Origin of the sequence: Pseudomonas sp. (genome assembly GCF_041601375.1) — a bacterium.
GTDB lineage: Bacteria > Pseudomonadota > Gammaproteobacteria > Pseudomonadales > Pseudomonadaceae > Aquipseudomonas.
Window position 1 is genome coordinate 1 of record NZ_JBFIIG010000185.1, and the last position, 8,310, is coordinate 8,310.

At 65.4% G+C, this 8,310-nt stretch carries 2 protein-coding genes; both read left to right on the forward strand.

The features are described 5' to 3' along the window. Positions 1 to 682, forward strand: a 682-nt coding sequence (locus tag ABZE94_RS18280) for a CheR family methyltransferase (protein WP_372877166.1), incomplete at its 5' end; no start/stop codon positions are given. 205 nt (positions 683 to 887) lie between these two features. Further along, entirely contained in the window at positions 888 to 8,285 is a 7,398-nt protein-coding gene (locus ABZE94_RS18285; RefSeq protein WP_372877168.1) for an Hpt domain-containing protein, read from the forward strand. The last annotated feature ends 25 nt before the right edge of the window (positions 8,286 to 8,310 follow it).

Consider the following 8,310-nt stretch of genomic DNA (forward strand, 5'->3'; position numbering starts at 1 on the left):
CAGCTATTACCGGCAGGTCACGGATGGCCCACGCGGGGCAGTCGAGTGGTCGACCCTGCTGGATCGCCTGACCGTGCAGGAGACCCGTTTCTTTCGCCACCGGCCATCGTTCGACGTGCTCGAGCACTACCTGCGCGAGCGCCTGCAGCAAGGATTGACCAATCCCTGGGAGTTCTGGAGCGTGGGTTGCTCGAGTGGCGAGGAGCCTTATTCGTTGGCAATCACGGCGACTGAAGTGCTGCGCGACAGCGAGCAGCCCGAGCACTTCGGCGTGACTGGAACCGATATCAGCCTGAACGCGCTGAGCAAGGCGCGCGATGGTCAGTATGCTGCGCGCAAGTTGGAACAAATCGATGCACAGCTGGGTCAACGCTATTTTGTGGCCCAGGCCGATGGACGTTTCAAGGTGATACCGAGCCTGGCGTCGCGAGTGTGTTGCGCCAGGCTCAATGTGCTGGAGCTGGCCAAGGCGCCAATGTCCGGTATGGACGTCATTTTTTGTCAGAACTTGCTGATCTATTTTCGTCGCTGGCGTCGCCGCGAGATCCTCAACTGCCTGGCCGAGCGCCTGGCACCGGGTGGTCTGCTGGTGGTGGGAGTGGGTGAAGTGGTCGGTTGGCAGCATCCGGACTTGCTTCCGGTGGCCGACGAGCGAGTGCTGGCGTTTACCCGCAAGGGATAGCAGGCCGTTGAAAAGCGTAGGCGAGGCAGCCAGTGCAAGGCAAAAGCAGGCGAGGACGCGACTGGGGTCGCATTCGACTTTACGAGCTGTAAATGAGCAGTCCGACTGGGCTCGCATCCGAGCATGCTTTTAACGCAGCGATGGCAACGCAGGTAGTTTTTCAACAGCCTGATAAGGCAGAGCCAAGTATATGAGTGGAGTGGCTATGGGGGATCGACACGACTATGTCGCCCTGGAATGGGTCAAAGGCGAAATCGCGGAAACCCTGAAGCAGGCGCGCCAAGCCCTGGAGGCGTACGTCGAGAATCCGCAGGACTCGACGCGCATGCGCTTCTGCCTGACCTATGTGCACCAGGTACACGGCACTCTGCAGATGGTGGAGTTCTATGGCGCTGCGCTGCTCGCCGAAGAAATGGAGCACCTGGCCCAGGCGTTGATGGAAGGGCGTGTGGCCAACCAGGGGGAAGCCCTGGAAGTGCTGATGCAGGCGATCCTGCAGTTGCCGGTCTACCTCGACCGCATCCAGACTGCCCGCCGCGACTTGCCGATGGTGGTGTTGCCACTGCTCAACGACCTGCGCGCCGCCCGCGGCGAAAAGCTGCTCTCGGAAACCAGCCTGTTTTCCCCGGATATGTCCGTGCGCGCGCCGGCCCTGTCGGCCGAGTCCCTGGGCGAACTGCGCACCGCGGAGCTGCCGGCGCTGCTGCGCAAGCTGCGGCAGATGCTGCAAGTGGCCCTGGTCGGGGTCATTCGCAATCAGGATCTGCCGACCAACCTGGGCTACATGGCGCGGGTTTTCGGCCGTCTCGAGACGCTGTGCAAGGACGCGCCGCTCGGCCCCTTGTGGCAGATCGCCTCGGGCCTGGTCGAGGGCCTGGCCAGCGGTGGCGTGGTCAATAGCCCGTCTATGCGTACCCTGCTGCGCGAGGTCGATAAAGAGCTCAAGCGCCTGCTCGAGCAGGGGGCCGATGGCATCAACCAGCCCGCCTCCGACGAGCTGACCAAGAACCTGTTGTTCTACGTGGCCAAGGCGCCGGCGCAGTCGCCGCGCATCAGGGCCTTGAAGGAACAGTTCCGTCTCGACGACGCCTTACCCGACACCGATGTCGTCGACGAGGAGCGTGCCCGCCTGGCCGGTCCGGACCGCGATGCGATGCGCTCGGTGGTCGGCGCGCTCTGTGAGGAGCTGGTGCGGGTCAAGGACAGCCTCGACCTGTTCGTACGCAGCGACCGCGATCAGGTGGCCGAGCTGGATGGCCTGCTGGCACCGCTCAAGCAGATTGCCGACACCCTGGCCGTGCTCGGTTTCGGTCAGCCACGCAAAGTCATCCTCGATCAGATCGACGTGGTTCACGGCCTGGCCCTCGGGCGCCAGGCGCCGAGCGATGCCGTGCTGATGGATGTGGCCGGCGCGCTGCTGTATGTCGAAGCGACCCTGGCCGGCATGGTCGGCCCGGTCGCCAGCGGTGGCCGCGAAGAGAGCCATCTGCCCACCACCGACGTGGCGCAGATTCACCAGTTGGTGATCAAGGAAGCGCGCAGTGGTCTGGAGCAGGCCAAGGACGCGATCATCGAATTCATTGCCTCGCAGTGGAATCACGAGCACCTGGCACGTGTGCCGGCGCTGCTGACCCAGGTACGTGGTGGCCTGGCCATGATCCCGCTGGCGCGCGCCGCGGCGCTGCTCAATGCCTGCAATCGCTACATCGAGGAACAACTGCTGGCGCGCAAGGCCGTGCCGAACTGGCAGAGCCTGGACACCTTGGCCGATGCCATCACCAGCGTCGAGTACTACCTCGAGCGCCTGGCCGAAGACCATGGCAGCCAGGGCGAGCTGATTCTCGATGTGGCCGAGGAAAGCCTGGAAAGTCTTGGCTATCCGCTGAAAGAAAAACCCTCGATTCTCGATGCCCTCGAGTCACGGCAAGAAGAGTTCGCACCACTTGCCGACCCGCTGGATGACCTCGACGTACTGGTCGATGAGCCGGCCGAGGCGCTTGAGCCGACTGCGCAGCCGCAGGACGCGCAGGTCGAACCCGCGCAGCCAGAGGCGCCGAGCGCCGAATTCGGCGAGATCGATACGGCTGCGGTCGAGGCCACAGAGCTGCTTGACGATGACGGCGGCAGCCCTGCCGCGCTGGAAACCGACCCGCTGACGCTCGACCTGGATGTCGAACCACCGGCAAGCGAACCCTTGGCGACCCGCGACCTCGGTGAAGCGCCGCAGGCGGACTTCGGCGACGCTGCCGAGCCGCTGGAAGAGCTGAACCTGGACGAGTTGAGCGGCCCTGGCCATTGGGATGAGGCCGAACTGGCGTCGCTGGGCGTGCCCGCGGTTGAACTGCCGAGTGCGCCGCTGGCGGTCACCGAGCCTGCGCCCGCGGCCGACAAGCCGCTGTCGCTGGCCGATGTCATGGCCGCGCCGTTGCAGGCGATCAATCCGCCGGCTCACGATGTGCCGCCGAGCCTGCTGCCACCGCCTGCCGATGAAGAACCGGTCGACGACGAGTTGCTGGAAGTCTTCGTCGAAGAGGCCGGCGAAGTCCTGGAGACCATCGGCGAGTTTCTCCCGCAATGGAGCGCCGATACGGCCGACAAACAGGCCTTGAGCGAAATCCGCCGGGCCTTCCACACCCTCAAGGGCAGTGGCCGCATGGTCCGGGCGCTGGTCATCGGCGAACTGGGCTGGTCGATCGAGAACCTGCTCAATCGGGTGCTCGACCGCAGCATTCAACCCGCTGCCGAGGTGCTGCAGGTGGTGGCCGAGGTGGTCGCACTGATGCCGGCCCTGGTCGATGAATTCGCCGCCAAGGCCCAGCGCCAGCGTGCCGATGTCGATCTGCTGGCCGCCACCGCGCATGCGCTGGCCAAAGGCCAGCGCCTGGCAGCGGCCGAAGCCCCGCCAGCCCCGCTTGCGGACGAAGTCGCGACGGTCGCGGCAGGCGCCGAACAGGTCGACGTGCTCGATGGCGAGCCCCTCTATGGCGAGCCCCTCGATCCGCAACTGTTGGAGATTTTCCGCAACGAGGCGGAAACCCACCTCGATACCCTGGTCGGCTTCCTTGCCGATTGCGCCCAGGAACTGCCACGGCCGGTCACCGACGACTTGCAGCGTGCCTTGCACACCCTCAAGGGCAGCGCCTACATGGCCGGGATTCTGCCGGTGGCAGAGATAGCCGCGCCACTGGAGAAGCTGGTCAAGGAGTTCAAGGGCAACTTGATCCCCATGGACCTGGCCGAAGCCGAATTGTTGAGCGCTGCCGAGAAGCTGTTCCGCCTGGGCCTGGCGCAGCTGGAAACGCAGCCGCTGGCGCCTCTGCCCGGGGCCCCGGAGTTTCTCGAGCGCACGCACAAGCTGCATCAGGAGCGTCTCGAGGCCGCGCAAAGCAGTCGCCAGAGCGAGCAGGGTGAGACCCGCGACCCGCAGCTGATCAGCATTTTCCTCGCCGAGGGCATGGACATCCTGCTGGATGCCGAGGCGTTGCTGCAGCGCTGGCGCGAGCACCCGTCCGAGCGTCAGGAACTGAGTGCCTTGCTGGACGAGTTGACGACCCTGGGGCGTGGCGCGGAAATGGCCGAATTGCCGCAGATCGATGAACTCTGTGAAGCCCTGCTCGACCTCTATGGTGCCGTGGAAGAAGGCAGCCTGGCGGTCAGCGAGCGTTTCTTCAGCGAGGCCGAACAGGCACATGAAGCACTGATCAGCATGATGGACCAGGTCGCCGCCGGCTTGCAGGTCAGTGCCGAGCCCGCGCGGGTCGAGGCGTTGCGTCGCCTGCTCGGCGAAGCGCTGGATCCGCGCGCGCTGGCGCTGTTGTCCGGCGAAGGGCAGGCGGGCCCGCAGCCCGTTGAACTGGAGGCCGCCACTGCGGCGCTCGAGCAGACGCCCTGGGCCCCGGAGAACGATGGCGAGACCCTTACGGCCATCGAGCGGCAGGTCGCTGCGGATGCCGGTTTCAAGCCCGAGCCCGAGCCTGCTGCTGGACCCGCCGGCTATGAGACGCTCGACGCCGAGATGGTCGAGATCTTTCTCGAGGAAGCCGTGGACATCCTCGAGAGCGCCGGTCAGGCGCTGGAACGCTGGACTGCCGAACCGGGCAACAAGGCTGCCTTGTCGTCCCTGCAACGCGATTTGCACACCCTCAAGGGCGGTGCCCGGATGGCCGAAATCCGGCCGATCGGCGACCTCGCCCATGAGCTGGAGTCCTTGTACGAAGGCCTGGTGGACCGGCGCTTCAGCCATTCCCCGGCGCTGGTCGACCTGCTGCAGCAAAGCCATGACTGCCTGGCCCTGTTGCTGGAACAGTTGCAAAAGCAGGCCGCAATGCAGCAGCCGCACGCGCTGATCGAGGCGATTCGGCGCTTCCGCCAGGGCGGTGGCGCGCAGGGCTTGCCAGCGGCGACGACGGCCCCCGAGACTGATCCCGAAGCCGAAGCCGAAGCCGAAGCCGAAGCCGAAGCCGAAGCCGAAGCCGAAGCCGAAGCCGAAGCCGAAGCCGAAGCCGAAGCCGAAGCCGAAGCCGAAGCCGAAGCCGAAGCCGAAGCCGAACATGATGTTGAACAAGAGCTGTTGGCATTGCTGCAAGGCGAGGACGAGGACGAGCCGAGTCTGTCGGCGGCCGACGATGCCGGGCCTGAACCTGAGCCTGAGCCGGATCCACTGCCAGTCGACCCGCCGTCGCCGGCCGTCATCGAAGCCGCGCCAAGCGACGCTGGCATGCCCCCGCCGGCAGCGCTCGAGGATCAGCCCGACCAGGAACTGGTGGAGATCTTCCTCGAGGAGGGTTTCGACATTATCGACAGCTCCGGCGCGGCCCTGCAGCGCTGGATGGACGACGTCGACAACAGCCTCGAACTGGAATCTCTGCAACGCGATCTGCACACCCTCAAGGGCGGTGCGCGCATGGCGGATATCCGCGAGATCGGCGACCTCGCCCATGAACTCGAATTCCTCTACGAAGGGCTCGCCGATGGTCGGCTGCGCCCTGGCCATGAACTGTTCGGCCTGCTTCAGGCTTGCCACGATCGCCTGGCCGAGATGCTCGATGCCGTGCGTGACAAACGCGCGCCAGCCGATGGCGATGCGCTGATCGAGACGATCAAGCAGTTTCGCGCCAACCCGGATCAGCAGCTGAGCATGCCGACTGCCGTGCAACTCCAGGCGGTGGCGCAGAGCGAGGAACCGGACGATGACGAATCGGACATCCTCGACATCTTCCTGGAAGAGGCCGACGACCTGCTGGAGGCGATGGAAGCCGCCATGGGCCGTTGGGATCAGAGCCGCGACGATGGCGCGGCGATCGATGACATGTTGCGCGTCCTGCATACCCTCAAGGGCGGCGCGCGGCTGGCCGGGCAGAACCGCCTGGGCGACTTGACCCATGACCTCGAAACGCACCTGAGCGAGGCCCTGCTGCAGGGCCCGCCTTGGCCGGAAAGCCTGTTCCTCGATGTGCAGTCGGGTTTCGAAGGGCTGCAGAAAGAACTCGATCAATTGCGTCAGCGCCTGCAGGCCAGTCTGGCGTCGGAAGAGGGTGCGGCCGCTGGCGTTGAGCCGGTGGCGGCGAAATCTCCCGGCCTGGTCGCCCCGATAGTCGCGGCCAGCGATCTGCCGGCCCGCGAACAGGCGACCAAAGTCTTGCCGTTCGTGCGGCGCGCCCAGGAGGCGGCGCAGGACGCCGCCGCCCGCCGTGCCCCGCAGGAGCTGGTCAAGGTGCCGGCCGAACTGCTCGAAGGCCTGGTCAACCTGGCCGGTGAGACCTCGATCTTTCGCGGTCGGGTCGAGCAGCAGGTCAGCGATTTCGGTTTCACCCTGAGCGAGATGGAAGCGACCATCGACCGGGTGCGCGATCAGCTGCGCCGCCTGGATATCGAAACCCAGGCGCAGATCCTCAGCCGCTACCAGGCCGAGGCCGAGCGCGCCGGTTACGAGGATTTCGATCCGCTGGAAATGGACCGTCACTCGCAGTTGCAGCAGCTGTCGCGTGCGCTGTTCGAGTCGGCCTCCGACTTGCTCGACCTGAAAGAAACCCTGGCCATGCGCAGCCGCGACGCGGAAACCCTGTTGTTGCAACAGGCGCGGGTCAATACCGAGTTGCAGGAAGGCTTGATGCGCACCCGCATGGTGCCCTTCGACCGCCTGGTCCCGCGGTTGCGGCGAATCGTCCGGCAGGTCGCTGGCGAGTTGGGCAAACAGGTCGAATTCGTCCTCGGCAACGCCGACGGCGAGATGGACCGCAGCGTGCTCGAACGCATTGTCGCGCCGCTGGAGCACATGCTGCGCAACGCCGTCGACCACGGCATCGAGTCGACCGAGGTGCGCCGCGCTGCCGGCAAGCCGGAGCAGGGTACTATCCGCCTGAACCTCGGCCGCGAGGGTGGCGATATCGTCCTGACCCTCAGCGACGATGGCGGCGGGATCAGGCTCGATGCCGTGCGGCGCAAGGCCATCGAGCGTGGCCTGATGGACGAGGCGTCGGATCTGAGCGATCACGAAATCCTCCAGTTCATCCTCGAGGCCGGTTTCTCCACCGCCGCGGCGGTCACCCAGATTTCCGGGCGTGGCGTCGGCATGGACGTGGTGCATTCCGAGGTCAAGCAGCTCGGCGGCGCCATGAGCATCGATTCGACGCCGGGCGAGGGGACTCGCTTCTCCATCCGCCTGCCGTTCACCGTGTCGGTCAACCGTGCGCTGATGGTGCTGTCGGGCGAAGACCTGTATGCCATCCCGCTGAACACCATCGAAGGCATCGTGCGGATTTCGCCCTACGAGCTGGAAGCGCTCTACGAACAGAGCGCCGCGGGCACGGCGGATACGCCACGCTTCGAGTACGCCGGCCAGGCCTACGAGTTGCGGTACCTCGGCGACCTGCTGAATAACGGCCAGCAACCCAAACTGGTCGGCCAGAGCCTGCCGTTGCCGGTGATCCTGGTGCGCTCGAGCGAACACGCAGTGGCGGTGCAGGTCGATTCCCTGGCCGGTTCGCGCGAGATCGTGGTGAAGAGCCTCGGGCCGCAGTTCGCCGGCGTGCACGGTATTTCCGGGGCGACCATCCTCGGTGACGGCCGGGTGGTGGTGATTCTCGACCTGCTGGCCACCATCCGCGTGCTGCATGCGCACCTGCTCAACCAACTGCAGCCGCGCCTGCCCGGCCACACGGCGAGCGCCGCGGAAATCGAAGCGGATCGGCCGACCCTGGTCATGGTGGTGGACGATTCGGTCACCGTACGCAAGGTCACCAGCCGTCTGCTCGAGCGTAACGGCATGAACGTATTGACCGCCAAGGACGGCGTGGACGCCATCTCCCAGTTGCAGGAGCACAAGCCCGACATCATGTTGCTGGACATCGAAATGCCGCGCATGGACGGCTTCGAAGTGGCGACCCTGGTGCGTCACGACGAGCACCTGAAAGACCTGCCGATCATCATGATCACCTCGCGTACCGGTGAGAAGCACCGCGAGCGCGCCTTGGCCATCGGCGTCAACGAATACCTCGGCAAGCCCTATCAGGAGTCGCTGTTGCTCGAGAGCATTGCGAAATTGGTGGATCGCCAGCCGGCGAATCGCACCGCGACGGATAGCCAGCCGGACATGCCGGCATGACGGAGAAGAATGTGGCACGCATTGC